The organism is Nocardia sp. NBC_00508, assembly GCF_036346875.1.
Classification (GTDB): Bacteria; Actinomycetota; Actinomycetes; order Mycobacteriales; family Mycobacteriaceae; genus Nocardia.
The window spans coordinates 1,896,701-1,918,908 of record NZ_CP107852.1 but is presented as its reverse complement, the minus strand read 5'-3'; the positions used below and the strand labels follow the sequence as shown (position 1 = coordinate 1,918,908).

The window sequence follows — 22,208 nt, the reverse complement described above, 5'->3', positions numbered from 1 at the left end:
TCCCATCGGTGTCGTATGCCTGCGGGTGTAGTTCAATGGTAGAACCTCAGCCTTCCAAGCTGATGGTGCGGGTTCGATTCCCGTCACCCGCTCCACGGAGCATTCACCCTCGTCGGCGGCCGCCCCGCCGCCGCGAGGACCACGGGGTGTAGCGCAGCTTGGTAGCGCATCCGCTTTGGGAGCGGAGGGTCGCAGGTTCAAATCCTGTCACCCCGACCATCGTTCGAGGGCGGCGGCGTAGCCGCGTTCATTTCCGATCCAACAGCGTCAGGTAGAGCCGGATGGCGACTGCTTCGGCGTCTTCGGTCATCGGATCGGTATACGTACGTGCGCCAGGAAGATTCGCCGCGTGCGAGCGCGCGGCCGCGGCCAGCGTGGTGAACAGGCCGGAGGAGCGTTGGATCGGGGCCTTCGTCCGCCAGGCAAGGTCCAGCGCGCCGCTGGGCAACTCTTCGGCACAGGCCATGCGTAACGCTAGTTTGTCGATTCGCCGGCCATTGTGTTCGCCGAACAACGCTGGGGGCGCGAGACGTTCGGCAAGCCGCCACCAGCGCACCGTTTGAAAGACGTGAACGAGTTTATCTGCGTAAGTATTCAACAGTGCCGGATGGAAATGCGGGACCAGCCGTCGGTAGCGGAAGTTCGCGGCCGACTCGGTGCGGATCAGGCTGTCGAGTTCCGCACGGGCCGCCGCGGAGTGGAGCGGATGCCGCAGCGACCGGCCGCCGCCGAAGATCGCATCGGCGCCGGAGCCGGTGAGGATGGCGCCGACGCGCTCGAACCGGTCGAGGCTGCGCTTGGCGGCGAGCAGCGGGATGCCCGCCGCCACCTCCCACAGCTCCGATGTCCCGAGCCTGCGCATGGCGTCGCGGGCGAGGTCGACTACTTCGGCGCCGGTCAGCCGGATGACGTCGTGGGGGAGGCCGAGCGCTGCCGCGGCTGCCGCCGCACCCGTGGCGTCGCTGTCACCGGCCGTGACGATGGTGATGGCATGTGGCCGGACACCGAGGCGCACCGCCAACGCGGCGAGATAGATCGAGTCGACGCCGCCGCTGAGCAGGATCGTCGGGACGCCGTCGAAGCGATCGATCACGGCGCGCAGCCGCGAGCGGGTCTCCTCCGCGATGAGTGCGGCGGCGACTCGGGGATCGGTGATGGTCCGCGCGGTGGGATCGGGCGCCGACAGGCTGTCCCCGAGCAGGTCGGCGACGAACTGGATCGGCTCGGAAGTCTGTGCCGCCGAGCCGATTTCGTCGTTCACCGCGCAGCCGCGGACCGGTGCGCCGTCACAGATCGGCGGACGCCTGCGTGCCCGAGGCCATCGAAGGCGGTGGCAGCTCGGAATGCTTGGCGAATGCCTGGTCGATCAGTTCGGAGGTGGCACGGGTGACGATGAGCCGTGCGATCGCCAGATCGGTCTCGAGTTTGGTGCGATCCCGCGGCGTCCGCGCGGATTCCTCGTAGGTCTGCCCGGCCAGACGGTAGAACAGCTCGGTGGCGAAGCGGTCGGCGATGCGATCGCAGTCGGCGCGCAGACGCTCCACCAACTGGAACGTGTCCCGCACCGGCAGCCCGGTGTCGGTGAGGCGGGTGGCCAGGTCACAGCAGCGCGGGTTCGTGACCCGGTACGCCTCCAGCGGATCGTCGCTGGCGGCCAGTGCTTGCTTCGCATACTCCGGCAGTTCGGCGTAGCTGTCGTCGGGTTCGGTGTCGACTTCCGGTTCCAGCTCGCCGGCTTCTGCGGCTGCGTTCTTCACGCCGAGTACGTCGGCGAGTCCGTCGCCGCGGTCCCAGGCCTCTAGCAGTTCCCTGATCCCGTTCAGCTTCATACCTCGCCCGAGCAGGCGGCTGATGGTCTGCAGCCGGTTGAGGTGGTCGGACCCGTAGTACCCGATCCGCCCGCGCACCTCCGGCGAGGGCAGAAGACCTCGCTCGTGGTACACGCGGACGCTGCGCACGGTGGTCTCGGCTGCCCGTGCCAGTTCGTCGATCGTGAATTCAGAGTCTGCAGCCATGTTTAAAAGGAAACCATAGTCGGGCCCCCGTGGAAAATGAGCCGTTTCATAACGTGCCGTTAAAAACGGTAGCTGGGAGTTGCTGAAACGTCAACGAGCCGTTACATAGCGGCACAAGAGGTTGTGTGCTGGGCAACAGTGGGCTACCGTGCGTAGACCAGCTTATCGCGGCTGGATTCCGGGGACTGTTGAGCAGCCCTGATGACCGTCCGATCCATGGGCCAAACACCTGCCACAGGTGTGCCCTCGGCATCTCCGGAGATGGCTATGAGCATTACGCGAACCCTTCCGATGGACACGGGATCCCTTGCGTCAGCGAAGATCTCGTCGATTCCGGCAAAGTCGAACCAGCGGCCCCCGTGCGCCGACGTCCCGGACAACTGGGACATGGACACCGGGAATCCGGATGCCTGGCGGTCAGCCGTCCGAACCTGTCAGAGCTGCCCCCTCTTCGTACAGTGCCGCCAGTTGGCGCAGACGCTCACGGCCCGCGGTGACGGCCCCCGCGCGATGATCTGGGCGGGCGTCGCCTACGACAATTCCGGCGGCGTCATCGAAAACCTGGATCGGCACCGCGCCGCGCCGATCGACCACAAGCGCCCCATGCGCATCATTCGTAACGGACCGCGCCCGCTGCGCACCGTGTCCACCCTTCCCGCCCCCCGCAGGCACATCGTGCTCGGGCAACCGTTGAAGCCGACTGGAACCGACGGCCTGTGACATGCTGCGTGGACCTTTTGGCGTCGAGTCCTTTGGTGGTGCGTAAGTCATGACAGTGCTGGCGTTGGAGATCGGTTCATCGAGGTTCGCGGCGAGCCGAATCGCCGACGATGTGAGTACCGACGACATCGTGCAGATTCCGATCCCGCCCTCCGGCGCATGGGACCGGTGCCGCGAGATTTTGCTCGAGGCCGCGGGCGGTGCCGAGGTCACCGCCCTCGGTATCGCCTCCGCCGGGCCGATCGATATGACGGCGGGGGTGGTCGCACCCGCGGAAGTCCCTGAGTGGCGGACGGGTTTCGGCATCGTGCAGGCTGCGCAGAAGTTGTTTCCTTCGGCGGAGGTTCGGCTCGCGGTGGATGGCGTGTGCCTCGCTGTGGCCGAACAGGCATACGGTGCCACGGGTGGGGTGATGGATGCGTTGGCGATCACCGTGTCCACTCGCATAGGTGGTGGTGTCATGGTCGGCGGTTTCACCGTCGTCGGTCGGACCGGCAACGCGGGAAACGTGGGTCATGTCCTCGTCCCCGGTTTCGATGATCGCTGCGTGTGCGGCGGCCGAGGCTGTTTGGAAGCCGTCGCCAGCGGGACGTCGGTGGTGCGCTGGGCTCGGGAGCAAGGGTGGGCGGGTACCTCGGTGCCGCAGCTGGTGGAGGCCGCCCGTGTGGGGGAAGACATCCCCGCCGCCGCGTTGGGCAGGGCGGGCACGGCACTCGGCAGCGCGATCGCGTCGGCGGCCGCACTGCTCGACATCGATCTCGTGGTACTCGGCGGGTCGCTCGCCGAAGCGGGTCCGGTGCTGTGGAAACCCCTGAACGAAGCGGTCGCCACCCACGCCAGGCTGAGCTTCCTGCCCGGATTGCGGGTCGTTCCTTCGCAGCTCGGCGACGTCGCATTGCTTGCCGGTGCCGGTGTGCTTGCGCTCAGCGCACAGAGCGCTTGATCGGTTCCTCACCGTTGTGTAATGCCGTGTGTGAGAAAGGTTTCGGAACGCACCGCAGGATTAGCCGCGTGGAAGCCTGAAGGTCGCCCGAAGCGGTGCGCGGTCGGTTTGCGGGCGATGAGCCGCCGGACTGCGTGCCGTCTCCGGGTCTGTTCGACTGAACGAAACCTGAACAAAATGAACACGCGGCGGCGTGTCCGATGAACATGATGCAGACTTCGTAGAAATAAGAGGGTGGGCCATACGAGTTGATTGCGCCGCTGAATAACGGTACATTGCCTAAGTCACATGATGTCTCATCCGGATTGAGGCGGATCCGGAGAACGGCTGGTACGGGCAAGTGCGAAGCGAAGTGGCGCAGTGATTCCATGGGTGACGATCGAGACGTTGGCGCCGGACGGTATGTCCGTCGCGTCGGTGGGGGATGCACCACGTGAGTTCGCGAACTGGCAGCGGGTGTTGCAGCGAACGCTGTCCAAAACGCCCGCCCTCTACGACAAGCTCACGACCGCGGGACTGACCGAGGCTATCCGTACGGCGCATGACCAGGCGCAGGACGTCGATGTGGCTATCGAGACGCGGGCCGGTCGGCACCAACTGCTCATTCGGCCGGTCTTCGGCCCTGCGGCTGACGTACATGCGGTGCGCCTGTGGCTCGGTCCTGCGGCCGAGCGGGTGCCCGTGCTGCGTCCGGCGGTGGGCGCCATCTGGGACCTGAGCAGTCAGACCATCCAGCAACCGAGCGGCATCACGCGGTTGTCCGGCAGCACGGCCGAACAGTACGTGCCGAGGATGTCCATCGCGGAACTGTTCCACCGGGTGTCGAGCTTCGATCGGCACGCGGAGGTTCTCGATCTCCTCTATGACCCCAAGCCTGGTGACCGGATGCAGTTCGACACCACCGTGGTGCACGGGTTCGGCCGTCCGGCCCAGTGGCGGATCACCATTCGGGCCCGTGACGACGAACGCACCCGCGGCGCCTGGCTGCTGATCGAGGATGTCACCTCGGACAACGCGCCGTCGGCGTGGCCGACCCTGGAGCGGATCGGTTTGCGGGAGGCGCATCGTCGCGCGGGTACGCATCTGGCCGTGGTCCAGCTCGAGCGCACCAGCATTTCGCACTGGCTCACCGATCCCGCACCGTGGGTGCGCTGGGACTATCTCTTCCGGCCTGTCGACGTGTTCCACCCCGAGGACCGGCCCCGGCTGGTGGAACTCGGTGACCGGCTGCGGTCGGGCGACAGTGCAGGCGTCACGCTGCGGGTGCTCAACTACGGCGGCGGATACACGCCGACGTCGCTGCTGCTCTACCCGTATCCAGGGTACTCGAGCAGGCAGCTCGCGATCGCGCAACTGGTCCGGGTCGCCGACGACGTTCCGCTGATGGAGACCCAGCGCCAAGTGCTGGAACCGCGGCAGCGCAGCGCGCCCATCGGCTATGACGAACAATTGCGACATTGGCTGGCGGGCAGGATGAAAAGCAGCCCGGCCTACTGACAGTTTGATTCCCACGGCTGGGAACTACCGGCCGGTTGGGTTCGCCTGCGCTCTCTACCATTTCGGGAGTGAGGACAGTGGTTCGTGGGTCGGCAGATTCGGGTGAGGCTCTGCTTCGCCGGATGGCCGCTCGCCGCCGTCGCGACAATGTGGTGGTCGCGGTGCTCGCCGTGCTCGCCGTGCTGGGTGGCGGCCACGCGATTCTCAGCGTCTTCGATTCAGGCCCGCCCGCGCCGTCCGACGATTCGACGACAGCAATTGTCGGGCATGCGCAATTGGCCGGTTCTTTTGCCGAGCAGTTCGTCGTCACTTACCTGACGTCCGTTGCGGGACAGCAGGATCGGATCGGCGAGTTCGTCGGCTCCGGCCAACAGGTCGCGTTGCCCACGTCCGCGCGACAGGTGTCGGACCCGGCGGTCGTCTATGTCTCGCGCACCCTATCGACGGGTGGGCTCGAGGTGTGGTCGGTGACGGTATCGGTCCGAGTCGGCAAGGCCGGCGCGGCGACCGCGCCGGAGAACCGGCAGTTCTACCGAGTCGGGGTCTCGGTGTCCGATGGACGATTACGCGCGCTGTCGGTGCCCGCCGTGGTCCAGCCCCCGGCGAGGGGAGCCGATCTCGCCCTGGCCTATCGCGCGCCCTGCGCGGCGGATACACCGTTGGCGCAGGTGGCGACCGGATTCCTGGGCGCACTGCTGACCGGAAACGGTGATGTGGCGCGCTACACCACGCCGGACGCCGGTCTGGCCGCGTTGAAACCGGCCCCGTTCACCGGCGTCGAGCTGGTCTCGCTCAGCGCGGACGATTCAGGCTGCGGATCGGGTGGCGCGAAGGCCCAGGTGCTGGCCACCATCAATCCGAAAGCCGATACCGGCGCCACCGCATCGCTGGCCTACCCGTTGACGATGATCCGCAACGCGGGCCAGTGGCAGGTGGTGTCCATCGATCCGGTTCCCGCCCTGTCGAGTCCGCTGGCGGTGGTCGCCGGCCAGGATTCCCGCGGCGGCGCGCCGCCCACTTCGACACCGTCACCCTCGTCGTCGGCGCAGATCCCGCCGGCGACACAGAACTGATCAGAGAAGAGGCAGCCCGATGGGTAATCTCAGTAACATCCTGTACGGCGTGCTGGTCTTCGTCCGGTGGGCGGGATTGATTCTGATCACCATCCTCAGTATGGGGGTGCTGATTTCCGAAGCGGCGAAATCGCGGTTGTCCCCGGCCAAGATTCTCGCGGTGGCCGGATCGGCGGTCCTCGCGGCCGTTCTGTTCTGGGTCCTGCCCACGCTGGTGAATTACGCGCGCACGGATTCCAACATCATCGTTCCCGATCATCCCATCGGTGGCTATCGATGAGTCAGGTGATCAAGGTGTTCACGCCGATCAAACGTGTGCCCACGATGATCGGCAAGGCACAGAACGGACAGAAACTTCCGTTCGGTCCCTACACCCTGCCCCAGGTCGCCACAGGCGTGGTGCTGATGCTGGTGACGTCGGTGTGCGCCATGACCTTTCCGGTCAACCCGGCGGTCACCTTCATCGCGGGTCTGGCACTGACGATCATGGCCGTCTTCGCGATCGGACTCGTGCCGTACACCGGAGTTCGGATGACCTCACGTGCCATGTGGCTGGGCAGGCTCATCGTCTACCGCAAGCCGGTGTCCGCGTCGGGGATGCCGATCAGCAGCGAGTCGGTGCGCCACATGATGTTCATCGAGGAGACCGTAGTCCTCTTGCTGCCCGATCGCCCTGGCGCAGCCGCTGCCGCGGAAACGAAGCCGGATCGCCGGCTGCTCGAGGCGGTCGGTGCGGGCGGCACTGGCGCGGACCTGTGGCAGCGAATGAGCGGCACTGACAACGGCGACGGCCCGGCATCCGGAGGACGCCCCTGATGGCACTCGGACGAGATCTACAGCCCACCGCGGCGATTCGCGGGAATCTCCAGTTCACCCACTCGGGTCTGGTCACCGCGACTTACTTCATCAACCCGCTCGGCTACGGATTGCGCAAGGCCAGCGACAAGCACGACGTGAAGATGGCGCATCACGCACTGGTCAACAACCTGCCGAGTGGTTCGCTGTTGCTCGGCATCCAGGCGCGGCTGAACACGATCGACGTGCTCACCAAGATGGTGGAGGGCGTCGACCTGGACGAGTGCGAGGACTACGCGGACGAGGTGGTCGCCTCCTACGAGCGTGTGCATGCGATCCTGCCGCAGACCCGCCTCTTCCTGCTGTCGTTCCCGGTCGGCGCCAGCAACTCCAGTATCTCCGGGTTGTCGCGCCTGTGGCGCGGCAGTACCACCACGGTCGATGCGACGGCGATCTCCCGCGCCGACCTGGACGCCTACGACGAGAAGGCGAATGAGATCCTGTCCAGGATCGGCGGTGACTTCGATCCGATGCCGGTGCCCGCCGCCCTGTTCCAATGGCTTTGGGAGCATTACCTTTCGCGGGGCGCGGCGGGGGACCCGGTGGCGCCGACCCGGGCGGGCGCGCTGGACGACGCCACGGCGGCCGTGTTCCGCTCCGCCGCACTCGACGAGGGCGCCCAGGCCGACAGCAATCGGCGTCTGCGGCCGTCGTTCGTCCCCGTCATCAAGGTGGTGCAGCCGGATTACGAGTACCGCCCGTCCTACCAGGCGATGCTGACGCCGCACTCGTTCCCGTACGCGGGCATGACGTTTCCCGGCGGCAGCGAGTTCCTCAACGTGCTCGAGGGCCTCGGCGACGTCACCGTCGACTGGGGCATGCGGATCTCGACCAAGCCCGCAGACCAGGTGCTCAAGAACAATGAGCTCAGCCTGCGTCGGCTCGGCGAGCAGATGGATCAGCGGGATCAGGAGGTCTCGTTCGCACAGAACACGCTGGCGTCCAAGGCGCGGATGCTCGGCGAGTACAACCAGCACTTCGAGGTCAACGGCGGTGAGTCGGAGGTCTCGTTCACCACCGTCATCGCCATCGGCGGGCCATCGCGGGACGCCACTATGGACGCGGTCAACGCGCTCAAGCGCCGCTACAAGCGGTTTCAGGTCGAGATGACCGCGCCGGTCGGCGCGCAAACCGACTTGTGGTCGATGTTCATTCCCGGCAGCCCGCCGCGCCGGGCTTTCGACGACTACGCCCATATCGTCCCCTCGGACATGTGGGCGGGTTTCGTGCCGTTCACCACCAGTCAGATCGGCGACGACAGCGGACCGGTGATCGGGGTCAACCTGCTGTCGGGCCATTTCGAGCCGGTCCACTTCGGCATCATGGAGGCCGCGCTGCACGACCTGTCCGCCTCGTTCGCGGTGACCGGCGAACTCGGTTCGGGTAAGTCGTATTTCCTCAAGCTGATGGCGGTGCTCGTCCACGATATGGGCGGGCAGTTCCTTGCCATCGACCGCAGTCAGGTTGGCGAATGGGAGCATTTCGCGCGGTCGATCGATGACGCGGTCGTCATCGACCTGGCAAATCCCACGGTGTCGCTGGACCCGCTGCGATTGTTCGACCCGCGGATCGCGGGCGAACGAGCGCTGGACTCGATCCTGCCGCTGCTCGACCTGTCGCCGACCTCCGGCGCGGGCGCCGCGGCGAGTAATCTGCTGTCGCCAAGGGGCATTGCCGAGCACGGAATTCGGAGCATGCTCGATCTGTTCCACACCGTGCGCCGGTTGCGCGATCACCCGGGCCAGGGTGAGGAGTACGCCGATCTGGCGGCGCGGCTCGGCACTGTGGTCGAGCGGGTGCCGGTGCTGTTCGACCCCAAGTTGCGACCGCTGCGCCTCAACGCCGCCGCGACCGTTGTACGCAGCCACAATCTGCAATTGCCCACAGCCGAGGAACTCACCACCCCGCACCTGTACAACCGGTTGCCGCTGACCAAACGGCTCGGTACGGCGTTGTACGAACTGGTCGGCGTCGCCGCGCGAGAGGCGTTCCTCACCGACAACGGCAGATTCGGCCTGCTGGTCGGTGACGAGGCGCACCACTTCACGCAAACGCAGGTCGGCTCGGCGGTCACCTCGGATTTCAGCCGCGACGGTCGTAAGCACCTGGCCGCGATCGGGCTCGCCTCGCACGACCCGGCCACCGACTTCCAGGGCGCCGCGCACAACCTCATTCCGAACCGGTTCGTCTTCCGGCAGCGCGATGAGACGCTGGCGCGCAACAGCTTGGCATGGCTCGGCGTCGACCTGGACGAAGCGCCCTTCCTGTTGCAGATCCTCCGCGAAGAGACCTCGCCTCCGGTCGGTCCCGGCCGTCAGGTGCCCGACGAGCGTCGTGGTGAGATGTTCATGCGTGACGCGCTGAACCGCATCGGTCGTGGCAAAGTACTCGGTCCGGCGCGTCCGGACCGCGCCGCGGCGATCACCAGCACCCCGACCACCGCCAATGGCGCTGGCTCCTCGCTTCCGGAGCGGTCGGTGCGTCCATGAGTTCTCGTCTCGGTCGGAGCATTCGGCTGGATCAGCCTTCCTTCGGGATGCCATGGGAACCGCAGTTCTGGGATACCGAGCGCTGGCGACCGGAGGCGGTGTTCCGGCGATGCTGTGCTTGGGTCGCGGCGACTCGCCGTCGGCGTTGGATCGCGGGGATTCTCATCGCCCTCTTCGTGCTGGTCGTATTCCCGGGCATTATCGGTGCGGTATCCACCGCGCAGACCGGCACACTTGCATCGGCGAGCGCGCCCAACGGTGCGACTGGCTGGATGGATATCAAGGACTCGTCGGGGGTCAATGTTTCGAACTACATGTTCGTGACCAATAACGGCGGGTTGTTGAACCCTGGAAAATTGATGGCGTCGCAAGTGCTCAAGTTGCTGTTCGCCCCCTGGCACGCGGTGGAGACGTTCCAGATCTGGCTGCCCGGTAAAACAATTAGTTTCGACTGGATGCCAACGATCACTGCACCGTTGGTGCCGGTGATCGATAACTTGATCAAGCTGATCGCGACGCCGCTGATGGCGGCGACGGCGGCGGCGATCGGTGCGTTCTTCGTGGCGTGGTTCATCGTGCGCGGTTTGATCTCCAAGGCCGTGGTGCAGATCCTGATGATGATGGTGGTGGCGATCGGCACACCACTGTTTCTGGCTAGCCCGCACGAGGTCGTGTCCGCGCACGGTTTGCTGATCCAGGGGCGTGACCTGGGGCTCTCGGTCGCGGCCGGTTTGAATGGTGACAGCAACCCGAATCCGGACCAGCTGGTAACCACGATGCAGGCGCAAATGGCGGATAATTTCGTGCGACGTCCGCTGCAGGTGTGGAACTTCGGACACGTCGTGGATGTCCGGCCGTCCTGCAAGGCGGCGTGGTCGGCTGGCATGATGGCCGGTGATGAAGACCGTGTGAAGAACGGGTTGAAGGCATGCGGCGACAGCGCCGCATATGAAGCGGCCGATAATCCGGGTGGGGGCCAGATCGGGGCCGCAGCGCCGCTGCTCGTAATCGCGGTGCTAAACCTAATCGTCTTCTTGGGCTTGTCCATCAGAACCTTCTGGGCCATCTTCGATGGCATCTATTACGGGGTCATGGCGATCTTTGGATTCTCTGCGGGCGGGTACGTGTACGGGCCGACGCAGACGTTCACCGTCCGGTGCGTGGTACACGGCTTCTTCGCCGCGGGGCGGGTCGCCGCCTATATCATCGTTTCGGCTTTCCTCCAGATGTTTGTGGGCGGCCTGTTCGAGCAGGCGGAAGGTCAGGAAATGACTGTGTACGTCCTCGTGGGGTTAGTCGAGGGTGTTTTCATCGTTCAGCTGCGGAAGGTGCGTCGCGGCTTCGACGACGGCAATGAATGGACAGTCAAGCGGGTCGGCGCGTGGATACAGAGCGGCGGCTCGAGCGCGGGTTCGGGTGGTGGTGGGAATGCCCTGGGAATGGGTAACGCGGGCGCGAACAACTCGATGTCCATGCTCGGGATGCTCGCCGCGGCCAGCACCATCAACAATTCGCCAGCCACAGCATGGGCGTTCGGGGGCCGCCTGAACCCCTTGAATCCCTTCTCGCGGGTGGACCACCTCGATAAGAAGAACAAGGCGAAAGGCCTGAAGAATCGGGACCTGAGAGCGGGCGCACACGGTAACGTGTACGACCGTGCTGCTGCGGCTGACTTCGCCAGGGCTGGGATCCGAAGTTCCGGATCTTGGCGTCGTAGCGAACGAGCCGCAGCCTTCGCCGCGGAGAATGCCTTCCACGTGACGGGCATGATGGGCGGCGTGCCGTACGCCCTCCGGATGGCCGGTATCAGCTGGGGGCGCTCCAACAAGGCCGCCATCGTACGATCGGACATCATCCGGCACGCGGATGATGAACCGCTGGCGTCGAAGCACCTCGGCCGCGTCCTCGCCGCCCACAAACATTTCGAGCGGTATTACATGGATCCGGAATGGGCGGGCGCCAGGCTGCACGGGCTGGAGGCCAGCGTCGCGCGGTATCGAGGTGACTATCCCGGCGGTGTCAGCATTTCGGAAGAACTGCAAGATGTTGGCAGGCAGTACCTCGACAGTCCCAACAAGCAATGGATCGAAACGCTACAGGCCCATGTGGACGGTCCAGTCTCGCGCACGTCCACACACCTGGCGTTCGCCAACGGTCAGCCGTTGAACCAGATCGAAGCGGACCGGTTGCGGAGCTGGATTGCGAACGAGCATGCGCTCCGGGTCCAGGCGGCCACCGCGTGGGTTGCCGAAGATCCAACCAACCTCGAACGGATCCGGGCGCTTCGCTCGGAGATCGACAAGGCCGCCCAGACGGACCAGTGGCAAGCAGGCCGGAATACGACGGGTGCTGTCTCGCTCCCGCAGCCGAACCCCAATACGCCACTCCAGGCCATCCCGGACAGGTTGCTGAACAATTTCAGAAACACCCGCAGGCCCTGACCGGAACCAAGATTCCGAGCGCAGGGCGGCGGGCCGGACCTCACAGAAGGGCAGTCGATGATCGGTCGTCTCCTGATGCTCGCGATGATCCCGGTCTGGGTCTGGCTGGTGCTCGGGGTCGTCATCGGACTCTTCGGAACGGTCATCGTTCTAGTGCTCATTATCGGTGGCGCGACATCGTCGATCGCCTCGGACCTGCACTACCAATGCGACAGTGCGGTGGGGCCCGATCCCTCCGAGACGGTGACTCCGAGTCGCGCTCCGGCCGCGGGGCCGTCGACGACGCGGAGCGCACCGGCGGCGCGTACCTCCATCGCTCCGACCACGAATCCGTTCGCGGAACTGACCATCGCACCGGACGACACCAGCGCGTCCGACTGGCAGCGCGCCTGCACTACGGCGCTGAAAGACGCGCCGTACCAGAGCCCCCCTTTGCTCACGGGCAGTGCGGGATTCGGTGCCGACTGTGCGCGTGAGCTCGCACTCGCACAGCTGGCGGGATCGTCGTCGGGTGAAGCCCAAAACGGCACTGCCCGTGCGGACGCCGCGGAATTTACTAGATCGGTCATCTACCGGGCCTCGGCCGCGCAGTCGACGGGGCGATGTGGACTCACCGCAGGTCCGGCGGCGCAGCCGCCCGCAGCGGACGTTGCCAGGCAACCGAGCGGTTCTGCTCGGCGGGCGTGCGGACAGTCCGACGGCTCCGGCGCCGCGGTTGTCGTGCTGCCGAATACCATTGCGGCGCAGGGAGCATGCGGCCAGCGGGTGGATCTCTCCGCGGTGTCGGCGGGCGATCTGGTTTTCTGGAACTACCGGAACAATGCCCCGACCGACGTCGGAATCGCCGTCAGCGCCACCCAGCTCGTCACTGCCGATTCGGCGACCGGTGGCTTCGTGGAGCTGGCCATCCCCAGCACGAAAGACGTGCGGGTGAAACGAGTACTCGGCAGCGGGGGGTGACGAGTACACGATGCCACCAACCGAAGTAGAGCCGCAGATCGAATCCGGCGAAGACGCTGAGGCGCCGCCGGTTCCGGTGACGCCGTGGTCGGATCGACCGGGAAATCCGCGTACGCGGCCCGGGACCGTGGCGCCTGGACAACCCGGTACTCCGTCTCCTGGACCTGGTCAGCCGAATGGTGCACCTGGTCCTGGTCAGTCGATCGGTGGTGGGCAGCCGGACCAGCCGGGGCAGTCTGGGGCGCAGGGTGTTCCGGGTTCTGCTGGGCAGCATGGAAGCCCGGGTCCGTCGGGTGTGCCTGGTCAGGGGCAGCCGGGTCAGCCGGGTCAGGTGCCGGGTGAGGTGGGGCCGGTGGTGCCGGGTGGTGTGGTGGCTCCGCCGGTGGGGCCTGTGCCGTCGGGTGGGGATGGGGGTGAGTCTGCGCCGCCGTTGGTGGATGGGGATTTGGTGGGGGATTTGTTGCCGGTGGCGGCGATGGCGGCGCCGTTGGCGTTGGGGATGTTGCCGATGATTGCGTCGGCGTTGGCGGGGTTGGGTAGTGGCGGTGGTGGGGGTGGTGGGTCTGCTGCGGCGCCGGTGGCGGCGGATGGTGGTGGTGGTGTGGCTGGTGGGGGGATGTCGCCGGAGGCGGAGCGGGCGTTGCGGGTGTTGAAGGCGTTGGAGGCGGTTTATGGTGGGGGTGATCCGTCGGATCCGCGGGTGCGTGAGTTGCAGCAGCAGTTGGGTGTTTCGCCGGGTGGTCGGGGTGCGGGGGCGGGGTCGATTCGGGCGACGCGGTTGTTTCAGCGGACGGCGGCGAAGGCGTTCAATAATTTGGATAATCAGTTGGTGTCGTATGTGCGGGGGTTGGCGGGGTCGAACAAGGTTGATAAGAAGGCTGTTGTCGGTTTGGTGCGTGAGGTGAATGTTGCGTTGGCGGAGTTGGGGCCGCAGGCGTATACGAAGGCGGGGCAGCGGAAGGTTCATCAGATTTTGACTGCGGCGTTGCAGAAGGCGCAGTCGATTGTGTCGGGTGGTTCGGCGAAGTCGGCGGATACCGCGGCGGCGATCAATCGGTTGACCAAGCAGTATCTGTACAACATCGCAGGCAAAAACTACCGACCGCCGACTCGATCGGGATCCGCCGACAGCATCCCCGGCGGACAGAACCCCCAGGTTGCCGACATGTATCGGTACCTCATCTCACACTATGGGCTCACACCTGCGCAGGCAGCGGGAATTCTGGGCAACATCCAGGTCGAATCAGGCTTCAAGACCGATGCCTTCAATCCGCGCGAAGGCGCCCTGGGGCTATGCCAATGGCTGGGTGGGCGACGGCGGAATCTCGAGCGATTCGCCGCTACCTATGGGAAGCCGGTCACCGACTGGAAGGTCCAAATCGATTTCATGATGCACGAATTGCGCACGGGTGAATCGGGTGCTTACGCGCGCCTCAGGGGTGCGCAAACGCCGGCCGCCGCGGCGGCGGTGTTCGATCACTACTACGAAAGAAGTTCGGGCGAGGCCCGAGGGCAACGCATGGCGTATGCGAACGCCATTGCGGGAGCTATGCGCAACGTGTCCGCATAGCCGAGGGCGGAAGACATCATATTCCCGTGCTCGGGAATATGACTGGGGGAGAATGAGCGAGAATGGGTTAGGCTGCGGCTACGCTGCCGGACGAGTCTCGGCGCGAAGGGTCTCCAGCAGGGGCGCGCGATACAGCGGGGCAAGTGACATGAGGCCAGCGGATCGACGGAGGTTGCCACACCGATGTCCGGAGCCGAGAACGCCTTTCACACCATCAGCGACATCGTGAGCGTCGGGTACCCCGATGATCGCCGCGGCTCGGTCTGCAATTTTCCGGGCGTCCGGGTCATGCTCGGCCGCGCCTAGGTGGGGTACTGATGGCGCCGACGAAGCGGACCCCTACTGAAACGGAACCGGACCATACCGATGACCTCCGTGCGGGCGTCACCACGTCCGCCCCCCGTCGTCCGGCCAAGTCCTCGCCGCGGGGCAGTCCAACCCCGGTACCCCCGTTACAGGCCGGAGCGCCCGCACCGGTGGGGACGACCACCGCTGCGGCGCGGGGTCAGGCCGCGCCAGCGGTTGCCGAAACATCCTCCGCCACTTCGGGACCGGCGTCGTTTGCGCGCTCGGACGCGATGGGGATGGCAGGTTCGATGCCCATGGCCGCCGCGGCGATGGGGGCCCTGGCCGCTATCGCCGCCCAGTACGGCGACGGAGCGCCGACGGCCATGACGGGACAGCCATACCGGCCGCCCGATGTCGCAGGCGCGCGGCCCAGTGGACCCGTTGCGTGGGACGGCGAGCTGGGCTCGCACTATGCGGGAAGCAACCAGAATCGGGCACGCCACGGAGACGCCACGCAATCGATGAACGCCGAACTCGAACGCGTCCTCGGCGGTGCGGTCGAAAGCTCCACCCATGGCCGAGCCGCCATCGGAGCGATCATCGCCGAGGTGAACACCGCCCTGACCGCCCTCGGCACCATCAACGATGCCAACGCGAGCAGGCAGCTCGTGATCTCCACCTTGGACAGCGCATTGCAGCGCGCGGGAACCGTTCTGGGACAGGGCCAGACCTCGGCCGTGCTCACTGCCGAGCGGGTGGCCGCTTTGGCGGATCGCTACCTGCAGGAATCGCGTCCCGCCCAGCCACGCAGGCCACGCCGCACGGCGCACCCGGGCATGCGCGGCCCCAGCGGTGGTCCGCCGCGCACGCGGCCGTCGGGGCAACAGGGGCAATGGATCAACGAGGCGATGCAAGTCTTGCGGCAGCACGGCTACGACACGCGACAGATCGATCCGGCCGACATCGCGGCGATCATCCAGCACGAGTCCGGCGGCAACCCGAACGCGATCAATCTGTGGGACAGCAACGCCGCCGCGGGCATTCCGTCCAAAGGGCTGATGCAGACCATCGATCCGACGTTCAACTCGTATTCCGTTTCGGGACATCGGGATATCTGGAATCCAGTGGACAACATCGTCGCCGGGGTGCGATACGCCATCGACCGCTACGGGTCGGTCAGCAACGTACCCGGGATCGTGCAGATGCGGAGCGGCGGATCATACGTGGGGTACTGAGTTCGCGAATCGCACTCGTGCGGTCCGGCCTCGAGCCCCGGCTCGTGCCGCCCATTGGTCATTTGTTCAATTCTGTTGCGTCAGAATGGAACTGACGTACATACGTTCTCCTTCGCCTGCAGCAGGTCAGATGCTGGAGGATGTCCGGAAGATGAACAATCGGTTGCGTGAAAGGCTTGTCGCGCAACAGAAGTTGCGTCATGCTGGAGTTCATGGTTGCACGTTCCCCACAGAGTCGGCCGTCTCGGCTGGAACGGGGATCGGACGATTCGGAGAGCCCCTGTCCGGATACCGCGCTATCGCGGGTGCGAGTTCGGTTCGGCGATCGGTTGTGGCGGCGCAGGATCGGCTGGCTTCTCCTGATCGTCTTCGTGCTCTTCGTCTTTCCCGGCCTGCTCGGTGCGGTGGCGACCGCGCAGTACCAGGCGGCCTCGGCCGGAACATCCGAAATCGACGGCCTCAGCTGGATGAACATCCGTGACTCCTCCGGAGTTCCGTTGTCCAGCTACACCTTCGCCACCGACCGGGGCGGTCCGCTCAACCCTGGCGCCACCATCCTCTGGGCGATCCTCGGCCTGGAGTTCATCGGTTACATGGCCATTGTGACGTCGGCGATCTGGCTCATCGGCTACGCGTTGAGCTTCCGCTGGATGGATTGGTTCGCCGCGGCGCTGCGCGGCGTCGCGGATGCGCTGACCGGTCAGATCGCGACGCCGATCATGCTGGTGACCGCGGCGGCGATCGGCGCGTTCTTCGTAGCGTGGTTCATCGTGCGCGGGTATCACGCGAAGGCCGCCATGCAGGTCGTGACGATGGTGGGAGTGGGGATCCTCGGACCGGTGTTCCTGGCAGATCCGCTGTCGGAGGTGCTGTCCTCACACGGATTGCTGGCCCAGGGCCGGGATTTGGGTCTCTCGGTAGCCGCGGGGTTGAACGGGAATTCGAGCCCGAATCCATCGCAGCTGCTCGCGACGATGCAGGAAAATCTCGCCGACAATTTCGCACGGCGTCCGGTGCAGGTCTGGAACTTCGGGCACGTGGTGGACGAGAATCCTTCCTGCCGCGCCGCGTGGACCGCGGGGATGCGCGCAGGCGACGACGATCGCGTGAAGAACGGCATGAAGGTATGCGGCGACGCGGCCGCGCACGCCAAGGCCAGCGATCCGACCATGGGCCAGGTCGGTACCGGCCTGCTGCTGCTGCTTTGCGGCGGAATTCTGCTGGTGTTCGCGGTGTTCCTGGGCGTCAAAGTCATCAAGACGGCCATGGACGCGATCTACCACTGCTTCATGACGATCTTCGGATTCGCCGCTGGCGGTTTCGTCTACGGGCCGACGCAGACGTTCTTGGTGCGCAATATCGTCGACGGGTTCATCGCGGCGGCGCGAATGGCGGCGTTCACCATCTTCCTCGGCGTCTATGTGCTGTTCCTGGGCAATCTTTTCCAACAGGCTCACGGGCAGGTCATGGCGGTGATCATCATCGCGGGAGCGGTCGAGGTCATCGCGATCTCCCAGTTGCGCAGGCTCAATCTGAGCCTCAGCAGCGGTAACAACTGGATGGCGAACCGGTTCGCGTCGGCGATCCAAGGGCCTCCGCGCGCCGGCGGTGGAGGTGGCGGTGGTGGTGGTGGACCCGCGCTCGGCATGGGCGGGGCGCAGGCAGCGAGCTCGCTGCGCGGCGGGCTGGTGGCGGGGATGTCCGCGCTGAACACGATCAATGCATCGCCGGTGACCGCGTGGGCCCTCGGAGCAACGATGAGCCCGTTGAACCCGTTGTCGCGCCGTAAGAAGCGGATGGATCTCAACAACATCGCCGTGTCTCCGATGCTGCGGCAATTGCACGAGTACAACCATTCCGGCCGGGAGAACTGGCGGCTCAAGGCTGCTGGCCGGTTGACTGGAATCCCTGGTGGAATAAGGGCCGCTCTGGGTGTGGGGAATGTTCTCGATGGCCTGGGCGACAGCAAGGTCCCGGACTCGATGCTTGCTCCCACTCTGCGGGCAATGGGTGCGACCCATGAGCAGGTGATCGATGCTCAGCGCGCGGTGGCGGTTCAGAAGGCCAGCATGAAGGACTTCAATCCGCTCGGCTCCGCGCCGTTGCAGAAGGCGCTTGCCGCGGGGTATGCGGTGGAGAACCATCAGAACGTCGGCCGCGCGCTGCCGGCATTTGCGGCGCAGGCTGTGGTCGCGGCGGACAACCTCGTGCGGCACTCCACCGCGCCGATGAACGCGGTATCCAACAATCACCAATTCGTGCGGCGGGTTATGGGCGTGGTGGACGACGAGCAGCAGCTCAGGACTATCACTCCTGCTCAATGGGCCTCCGCCGGGCGCGATGTCCGCCAGCACATCGGGCGACGATTGGCGTTGGAGCACCAAGGTGCGGCTACTGCCTACTACAACAACCAGAACGACCCGGTACTTTTGCAGGCGTTGCAGCGGTCCAACCGGCGACTGGCCAACTTCAACAACTTCGATCCGAACGGCGGGCTCAACCCGTGGTCTTCGTAGGCGAGCGTGTGGGCAGGCTGACAATATTCGCCGATCGGTGGTGTGAGAGCCGCCATCACGGGCAATATCGAACGAATGGATCGGCAGTCGGCCTCCGCGGTCATCGGATAGGGCACCCGTGGCAGGCGAGGCACCCCAGACATATCGCGAGTTGCGTGCGATTTTGCAGCATCGATTACCCGAGTTCGCCGACGGTCAGCAGCGGATCGCCCGACTGGTGCTCGACGATCCGGACGGCACCGCGTTTCGCAGCATCGGCGAGAGCGCGGAACTGGCCGGTGTCCATCGCTCGTCGCTGGTGCGTTTCGCGACCATGCTCGGTCTGTCGGGATACCCGGATCTGGTCAAGCTCTGTCGGACACAGCTCGCCGCCGAGGCGAATCTGTTGCGCGAGCGCGCCGTCGAGCCGACCTCGCGAGAGCAATTTCTCTCCGCCGTGCTGAACCGCGACGCGGCCAATATGGCGCGCGCCTTCGACCGGATCGACCGCGACGACTGGGACCGCGCGGTGCACGCCGTGGCGTCGGCCGAGACGGTGCATGTCGTCGGACTGCGGGTCTCCCTGGCGGTGGCCTACCAGGTCACCTATCTGCTGCGGGCGATCCGGCCCGGGGTCAGACAGATCAGGGCGGCCGCCGGGCTGCTCGTCGACGAGCTGCGCGGGATCCAGTCCGGGGACACGCTCGTGGCGATTTCGATCCACCGATACGCGCGCGACACCGTGCACGCCGTGGAATGGGCGCGCCGCCGCGGCGCCACGACCATCGCGCTCACCGATGGGCCGTCCTCGCCGCTGGCCCGCATCGCGGATGTGACGTTCTACGCCGAGACCGACAGCGTGGCGGAACTGCCTTCGCTGACCGCACTCAGCTCGGTCGCTCAAGCGTTGGCGTTCGCGGTCAAACGTCAGCTGGGGCCCGACCGGCACTCGGATCTGACTCCGGATGAACAGTTACTGGAGGAGTTCGCCGTGTATGAAGATCATCGTGCGCGAGGTATCTGATCTGGATTCCATCCGCCGATCGGGCCGCGGGGTGATGCGGGTCAGGTCCAGCGAAAGCCGGGCGGTGGGTCAGCTGGGTGGGTGGACGACGCCGACCATGCCGCTGGTGCCGAGGTAGTAGGTCCGCTGGCGCACCGCATCGCTGGAATTGCCTTCGATGGTGGTGATGGTATTGCCGGTGCGCGCCACCACCATGCCGATGTGTTCGCCGCCGTTGAGGATGACGAGATCGCCGGCCCGGGCGTTGTATGAGCTGTCGGCAAGACGCATACGCTGCGCATCGGACCAGATGCTCCGCACATGATTCTTGTTGGACCAGGGAACGTTGATGCCGGCTTGGCTCCAGGCCCAGGTGGCGAAGGAGGCGCACCACGCGTCGTTGATGTTGTACGGCCGGTTCACGCGATTCTGGGCGTACTCGCTGACGCCGAGTTCACCGGCGGCGATCTGGATCGCCCGCTGCGTGGCCGAGGACGCTCCGGCCGTATTACGGTTGCCGCCGGGTCGGTAGTTTTTGCCTGCGATGTTGTACAGATACTGCTTGGTCAACCGATTGATCGCCGCCGCGGTATCCGCCGACTTCGCCGAACCACCCGACACAATCGACTGCGCCTTCTGCAACGCCGCAGTCAAAATCTGATGAACCTTCCGCTGCCCCGCCTTCGTATACGCCTGCGGCCCCAACTCCGCCAACGCAACATTCACCTCACGCACCAAACCGACAACAGCCTTCTTATCAACCTTGTTCGACCCCGCCAACCCCCGCACATACGACACCAACTGATTATCCAAATTATTGAACGCCTTCGCCGCCGTCCGCTGAAACAACCGCGTCGCCCGAATCGACCCCGCCCCCGCACCCCGACCACCCGGCGAAACACCCAACTGCTGCTGCAACTCACGCACCCGCGGATCCGACGGATCACCCCCACCATAAACCGCCTCCAACGCCTTCAACACCCGCAACGCCCGCTCCGCCTCCGGCGACATCCCCCCACCAGCCACACCACCACCACCACCATCCGCCGCCACCGGCGCCGCAGCAGACCCACCACCCCCACCACCGCCACTACCCAACCCCGCCAACGCCGACGCAATCATCGGCAACATCCCCAACGCCAACGGCGCCGCCATCGCCGCCACCGGCAACAAATCCCCCACCAAATCCCCATCCACCAACGGCGGCGCAGACTCACCCCCATCCCCACCCGACGGCACAGGCCCCACCGGCGGAGCCACCACACCACCCGGCACCACCGGCCCCACCTCACCCGGCACCGGCTGACCCGGCTGACCGGGACCAGGCACACCCGACGGACCCGGGCTTCCATGCTGCCCAGCAGAACCCGGAACACCCTGCGCCCCAGACTGCCCCGGCTGGTCCGGCTGCCCACCACCATTCGACTGCCCAGGACCAGGTGCACCATTCGGCTGACCAGCGCCATTCGACTGATTAGGTGCGGGAGGCCCCGGCTGGCCCGGCGCGGGGGAGGCATCCGGCTGCCCTGGAGCACTCGTACCCGGTCCCGCACGTCGCGGTGCGGGCCGGTTCGACCATGGAGTCGCGGGCCTGGGCTGCTGATCCTCAGCCGTTTCCGGCTCTTTCGCCTCTACCTCGACGCCCGCGGGCCAGACTTCAGCGGTAGTCATGACACATCCAGGCTTGTCGGCACGATCGGCGGTGGAGACGGCCTGTGGCGGCACGTTCGAGCAGCAGGCGACGGAGGTTCATCCGATACTTCCTCCTACTCGGTCACCGTCGGCGGGAAACGGTCTGGCGGCCGGGGCAATTCGCGCATGTCAGTGTAAGTCTTGGACGATCATCCTGGCCGGTCCGGCCAGGACGCTACTTCCCGCAGGTGGGAATCCTCGACAATGAACACGTCGAAAGTAGGTCTCACTCATGGTCGGTCGCTCCTCGCGCTGCTCCGGTCGATGATGAGGCGTTGATCGAGAGGCGGACCTGGCCATGGTGATGCACAAACCCTCCCTGGCCTTGACCGGGGGTGCCGGTCCTTGCATCAAGCGCTCACGCTCGACATCAGGTAGGTGATCTCATGGGATTCTGGGGTGGAGTTCTCAACTTCGCGGCCACCACCGCGGGCACCATTGTCGGTGGCGCGGTTGGATCCTTGGTTGCCCCGGGGCTCGGTACGGCGGCAGGCGCTGCGCTCGGCTCAGGGCTGGCCGAAGGGCTCTTCACGAAGTTCGCGGAGGGCGGCAGCTGGGACGAAGCAGGGAAATCGGCTCTGCTGACCGGCGGCCTCGGTGCATTGCTGGGAGGAGCGGGCGGCGGAGCGGCGAGAGGTCTTTTCGCATCCGCACCGACGCTGTTCGGGCGGACGATGACGAGACCAGCGGCGCGGGCGCTCGCGGGCGCGTTGCGGCCGGGTGTCGCTCGTGGCGCGAGGAATGGGGCAGGCCGGTGGTCGGGCAATTCAGCCAGAGGCTGGCTGATGGGCTCCGCGACGGGTGCCGGAATTACGAGCCTCACGTATGGCGGGACGCCGCAGGCGCCGGGGTCGGGGATGCCCGCAAAGCTCCCGGTGCGCCCGGCGGGTGAGAAATTCAGGGGTGCTACTACTCCGCCCGCGCTGGTGTCT

At 65.8% G+C, this 22,208-nt stretch carries 17 protein-coding genes and 2 tRNA genes; 16 read left to right on the top strand and 3 right to left on the bottom strand.

The features are described 5' to 3' along the window. Window positions 1–21 precede the first annotated feature (21 nt). Together OHA40_RS08590 and OHA40_RS08585 are read left to right on the top strand one after the other, a co-directional pair. Window positions 22–95: transfer RNA gene (locus tag OHA40_RS08590), tRNA-Gly, on the top strand. 47 nt (window positions 96–142) lie between these two features. Beyond that, window positions 143–219, top strand: a tRNA-Pro gene (locus tag OHA40_RS08585). A 28-nt stretch (window positions 220–247) separates the two neighbouring features. Here OHA40_RS08585 and OHA40_RS08580 read toward each other — a convergent pair. Together OHA40_RS08580 and OHA40_RS08575 are read right to left on the bottom strand one after the other, a co-directional pair. Next, a complete protein-coding gene (locus OHA40_RS08580) occupies window positions 248–1,261 on the bottom strand; it encodes an asparagine synthase C-terminal domain-containing protein (protein ID WP_330232535.1) in 1,014 nt (337 codons plus the stop codon). Between the two features lie 25 nt (window positions 1,262–1,286). Continuing rightward, entirely contained in the window at window positions 1,287–2,015 is a 729-nt protein-coding gene (locus OHA40_RS08575) for a MerR family transcriptional regulator (protein WP_330232534.1), read from the bottom strand. Between the two features lie 468 nt (window positions 2,016–2,483). Between OHA40_RS08575 and OHA40_RS08570 the strand changes: the two genes are divergently transcribed. The 14 genes from OHA40_RS08570 to OHA40_RS08505 all read left to right on the top strand — a co-directional run bounded on the left by OHA40_RS08570 (window position 2,484) and on the right by OHA40_RS08505 (window position 19,605). Beyond that, on the top strand, window positions 2,484–2,735 hold the full coding sequence (locus tag OHA40_RS08570) for a hypothetical protein (protein WP_330232533.1): 252 nt from the start codon (window positions 2,484–2,486) through the stop codon (window positions 2,733–2,735). A gap of 49 nt (window positions 2,736–2,784) precedes the next feature. Beyond that, on the top strand, window positions 2,785–3,678 hold the full coding sequence (locus OHA40_RS08565) for an ROK family protein (RefSeq protein ID WP_330232532.1): 894 nt from the start codon (window positions 2,785–2,787) through the stop codon (window positions 3,676–3,678). A gap of 372 nt (window positions 3,679–4,050) precedes the next feature. Continuing rightward, window positions 4,051–5,175 carry a GAF domain-containing protein gene (locus OHA40_RS08560; protein WP_330232531.1) on the top strand — a complete coding sequence of 375 codons (1,125 nt, stop codon included), beginning with the start codon at window positions 4,051–4,053 and terminating at the stop codon, window positions 5,173–5,175. A gap of 68 nt (window positions 5,176–5,243) precedes the next feature. Continuing rightward, complete coding sequence (locus OHA40_RS08555) at window positions 5,244–6,248, top strand: conjugal transfer protein (RefSeq protein ID WP_330232530.1); 1,005 nt, start codon at window positions 5,244–5,246, stop codon at window positions 6,246–6,248. A 19-nt stretch (window positions 6,249–6,267) separates the two neighbouring features. Beyond that, the gene (locus OHA40_RS08550; RefSeq protein ID WP_330232529.1) at window positions 6,268–6,528 is read left to right on the top strand and encodes a hypothetical protein; all 261 of its coding nucleotides are present in this window, start codon (window positions 6,268–6,270) and stop codon (window positions 6,526–6,528) included. Then, a complete protein-coding gene (locus OHA40_RS08545) occupies window positions 6,525–7,064 on the top strand; it encodes a hypothetical protein (protein WP_330232528.1) in 540 nt (179 codons plus the stop codon). The genes OHA40_RS08550 and OHA40_RS08545 overlap by 4 nt, the downstream gene beginning before the upstream one ends. Then, entirely contained in the window at window positions 7,064–9,592 is a 2,529-nt protein-coding gene (locus OHA40_RS08540; RefSeq protein WP_330232527.1) for an ATP-binding protein, read from the top strand. The genes OHA40_RS08545 and OHA40_RS08540 overlap by 1 nt, the downstream gene beginning before the upstream one ends. Further along, the gene (locus OHA40_RS08535) at window positions 9,589–12,033 is read left to right on the top strand and encodes a hypothetical protein (protein WP_330232526.1); all 2,445 of its coding nucleotides are present in this window, start codon (window positions 9,589–9,591) and stop codon (window positions 12,031–12,033) included. Before OHA40_RS08540 ends, OHA40_RS08535 begins: the two co-directional genes overlap by 4 nt. 57 nt (window positions 12,034–12,090) lie before the next feature. Next, on the top strand, window positions 12,091–12,993 hold the full coding sequence (locus OHA40_RS08530; RefSeq protein ID WP_330232525.1) for a hypothetical protein: 903 nt from the start codon (window positions 12,091–12,093) through the stop codon (window positions 12,991–12,993). Window positions 12,994–13,441: 448 nt separating this feature from the next. After that, the gene (locus OHA40_RS08525; protein WP_330232524.1) at window positions 13,442–14,563 is read left to right on the top strand and encodes a phage tail tip lysozyme; all 1,122 of its coding nucleotides are present in this window, start codon (window positions 13,442–13,444) and stop codon (window positions 14,561–14,563) included. A 183-nt stretch (window positions 14,564–14,746) separates the two neighbouring features. Next, window positions 14,747–14,869: a hypothetical protein gene (locus OHA40_RS08520; RefSeq protein ID WP_330232523.1), complete on the top strand. Its 123-nt coding sequence runs from the start codon at window positions 14,747–14,749 to the stop codon at window positions 14,867–14,869. Window positions 14,870–15,147: 278 nt separating this feature from the next. Further along, the gene (locus tag OHA40_RS08515) at window positions 15,148–16,086 is read left to right on the top strand and encodes a transglycosylase SLT domain-containing protein (RefSeq protein WP_330232522.1); all 939 of its coding nucleotides are present in this window, start codon (window positions 15,148–15,150) and stop codon (window positions 16,084–16,086) included. A 305-nt stretch (window positions 16,087–16,391) separates the two neighbouring features. After that, window positions 16,392–18,602 (top strand): hypothetical protein, encoded by a 2,211-nt coding sequence (locus OHA40_RS08510; RefSeq protein ID WP_330232521.1) that lies wholly within the window; start codon window positions 16,392–16,394, stop codon window positions 18,600–18,602. 118 nt (window positions 18,603–18,720) lie between these two features. Continuing rightward, on the top strand, window positions 18,721–19,605 hold the full coding sequence (locus tag OHA40_RS08505) for a MurR/RpiR family transcriptional regulator (RefSeq protein WP_330232520.1): 885 nt from the start codon (window positions 18,721–18,723) through the stop codon (window positions 19,603–19,605). Between the two features lie 69 nt (window positions 19,606–19,674). On the opposite strand, the gene OHA40_RS08500 is transcribed toward OHA40_RS08505, so the two are convergent. Continuing rightward, window positions 19,675–20,766 carry a DUF4226 domain-containing protein gene (locus OHA40_RS08500; protein WP_330232519.1) on the bottom strand — a complete coding sequence of 364 codons (1,092 nt, stop codon included), beginning with the start codon at window positions 20,764–20,766 and terminating at the stop codon, window positions 19,675–19,677. Window positions 20,767–22,208 lie beyond the last annotated feature (1,442 nt).

What these genes read in the sequence shown, in the direction of transcription:
- OHA40_RS08550 (WP_330232529.1), top strand. Translation starts at nt 6,268, where the DNA reads ATGGGTAATCTCAGTAACATCCTGTACGGCGTGCTGGTCTTCGTCCGG.
- OHA40_RS08530 (WP_330232525.1), top strand. Translation starts at nt 12,091, where the DNA reads ATGATCGGTCGTCTCCTGATGCTCGCGATGATCCCGGTCTGGGTCTGG.
- OHA40_RS08520 (WP_330232523.1), top strand. Translation starts at nt 14,747, where the DNA reads ATGTCCGGAGCCGAGAACGCCTTTCACACCATCAGCGACATCGTGAGC.
- OHA40_RS08575 (WP_330232534.1), bottom strand. Translation starts at nt 2,015, where the DNA reads ATGGCTGCAGACTCTGAATTCACGATCGACGAACTGGCACGGGCAGCC.
- OHA40_RS08540 (WP_330232527.1), top strand. Translation starts at nt 7,064, where the DNA reads ATGGCACTCGGACGAGATCTACAGCCCACCGCGGCGATTCGCGGGAAT.
- OHA40_RS08515 (WP_330232522.1), top strand. Translation starts at nt 15,148, where the DNA reads ATGGCAGGTTCGATGCCCATGGCCGCCGCGGCGATGGGGGCCCTGGCC.
- OHA40_RS08545 (WP_330232528.1), top strand. Translation starts at nt 6,525, where the DNA reads ATGAGTCAGGTGATCAAGGTGTTCACGCCGATCAAACGTGTGCCCACG.
- OHA40_RS08565 (WP_330232532.1), top strand. Translation starts at nt 2,785, where the DNA reads ATGACAGTGCTGGCGTTGGAGATCGGTTCATCGAGGTTCGCGGCGAGC.
- OHA40_RS08535 (WP_330232526.1), top strand. Translation starts at nt 9,589, where the DNA reads ATGAGTTCTCGTCTCGGTCGGAGCATTCGGCTGGATCAGCCTTCCTTC.